This window comes from Pinirhizobacter sp. (assembly GCF_035317885.1).
Classification (GTDB): domain Bacteria; phylum Pseudomonadota; class Gammaproteobacteria; order Xanthomonadales; family Rhodanobacteraceae; genus Pinirhizobacter.
Window position 1 is genome coordinate 1 of record NZ_DATHFX010000001.1, and the last position, 2,322, is coordinate 2,322.

General features: G+C 69.5%; 1 protein-coding gene. It reads right to left on the reverse strand.

Features of this window, described 5'->3' with window-relative positions:
- Positions 1–171: 171 nt before the first annotated feature.
- Positions 172–2,322: motility hub landmark protein FimV (locus tag VK519_RS00005; protein ID WP_324346437.1), on the reverse strand; the 2,151-nt coding region annotated here is incomplete at its 5' end.

A 2,322-nucleotide genomic window follows, 5' to 3' on the forward strand; every position in this document is an offset into this window, starting at 1 on the left:
TGCACCGTCTCACCATGGCTCAGGCGTTGCCAGCCGAGAAAGTCGGTACCGTCGTATTCGATGCCGAAGGCAATGCGCATGGACTAAGGGCAGCTTCAAAGCGCCCATGATACAGGGCGGCCACGCCGCCTGTTCATAAGAAAAACCCCGCCGGAGCGGGGTTTTCTTCGATCAGTGGAGGTCCGCCAGCATTTTCCTGGCGACATCCTGTTGCATCTGGGTGCCCTCGGCCACCACCTCATCGAGCATGGCGCGGGCGCCATCGGCGTCACCCATGTCCAGGTAGGCTCGGGCAAGGTCCAGCTTGGTATCCACCGGGTCGTCGCTGAAGTTCTCGGCACCCACATCGTAGACATCGGCGGCCGCGACGGCCGGCTCGTCGAACTTCCACGTGCTGTTGGCAGCTTCTTCCTCGGCGTCAGCCACGTGCAGGTCGGTCGGTTCACTGCGCACGGGATGGACCTCGTCGTGCGCGGGCAGCGGTTCGTCCACGTGCGGGCCGAGGTCCAGGTCATCACGGGCACTGGCCGGCGCGGCGGGCTGCCCGTTCGCACGGGGCGGAGACAGGTCGAAATTGAAGTGGTATTCACTCACTTTCTGCGGGGCATGCGGTACCGGCGGCGGCATGTCGCCGGGCGCCGGCTCCTGGTCCGCGTAGCGGCTGATGTCGAAGGCTTCCAGTGCGGCGGCGGCGTCGCCCGCATCTGCGTCGCTGGGCTGCACCTCGGCCGAAGCCCCGTGTGAGAACAGCGGGTGCTGGGGGGCGAGGTCCTCGCCCATGCGCACCGCTTCGAGCCATTCCTCCTGCTCGACATCCACCACGTGGGCGTACATGGCCTCGGCGGCAGCCTCGAAGTGCTCGACGTCGCGGCGTTCGTAGTAAAGCGTGACCAGTTCCAGGTGAAGGGCGACATCGTCCGGATGCTCGGAGAGTTCGTCGAGCAATTCGCGCTGGTCGATATCTTCCTCGTCGATGCCCGATTCATCGAACAACGGAACGTCGCCGAAGCGATCAGCGAGCGACGGCGCAGTCGCCACGGCAACGGTGGCGGCCTTGCGACGACGGCCCATCGTGGCCAGCAACAGCAGCACGAGGATCGCGCCGCCAGCCACGGCCCAGACCCAGGGCTGCATGAACCAGGGTTCTTCTTCGGTGACCGGTGGCCGCGCCGCGGCCGGCGCGGGCTTCTTGGGCGCAGACACGGCAGCCGGGGCGGGGGCTGCGTGTTCGGCCAGCGGCGTGGTGGTCAGGACCTGGCCGGCCGGAGCTGCGGTGGTGCCTGCCTTGGCCACCGACGCGGCAGGCGCCGGGCTTGCGGGCCTGGGCGCCGAGGCAGCCGCTTCAGGCGTTGCCACGGCGGCCACCGGGGGCGGCGCGGAGGCTGCGGCCGGCGGCAGGTTGGCGGCCTTGCGGGCGTCGGCCAGCTTCTTCTGCAGGTCCGCGATCTGGGCGTCCTTCAGGGTGAGCAGCCGCTGGTTCTTCTGGTTGATGTTTTCCAGGTCGTCAACGCGGGATTTCAGTTCCTCGCCCTGCTGGCGGAGCGCCGTGAGGGTTTCCTGCGAACGGGCCAGATCCTGCTGCAGGCTGGTCATGGCAGCGGCCACCTTGCCGTTGCCGGCCTGGTTGCCCTTGGCCGGCACCAGGGCCAGGCGATCTTCCGCCGAGGCCGGGGCGGCCTTGGACGGCGCATTGCCGGACGCGGCGTCGGCGACCGACGTGGGTTTGCGCGCGGTCATGCCACGCCAGTCGTCATTCTGACGGCGCACCTGGCTGGAGGCCTCGGCGGTCGCGGTGGCCGAGAGGTCCTGGCTGGAGGGCGCGCGCAGCACCACGCCGGCCTTCAGGGCGTTGATGTTGTCGCGATAGAACGCATCGGGGTTGGCCTGCTTGAGCGCCACCAATGCCTGGTTCATGTCCACGCCGTTGCCTGAAAGCTGCCTGGCGTAGGTGGAGAGCGTCTGGCCCTTCTGCACGGTACCCAGGGTGGAACCGCCCTCGGCAGTGGCACGCGGGGCTCGCGGCGCCCGGGCGGGCGAAGGGGCAGCCTGTGCACTGGCGGGTGTCGACGGATGGGCAGGGGCGGCAGGAGCGGGAGGCGGGGCCGGTGCCTGGGAAGCGGCCGGAGCGGCCTGCTGGGCGACCGGGAGGGCTGGCGGAGCGGCCTGCGGGGCGACCGGAGCGGGTGCGGCGACAGGCGCCTGCGCGCTGGCCGGGTCGAGCAACAGGGTGACTTCACGCACGGCGGAAGTACCGCCACCGCCCCTGACGTCGAGCAGGAGGTCGATGTAGGGCTCGGAGATCGGCTGGGCGGTGGTGACGCG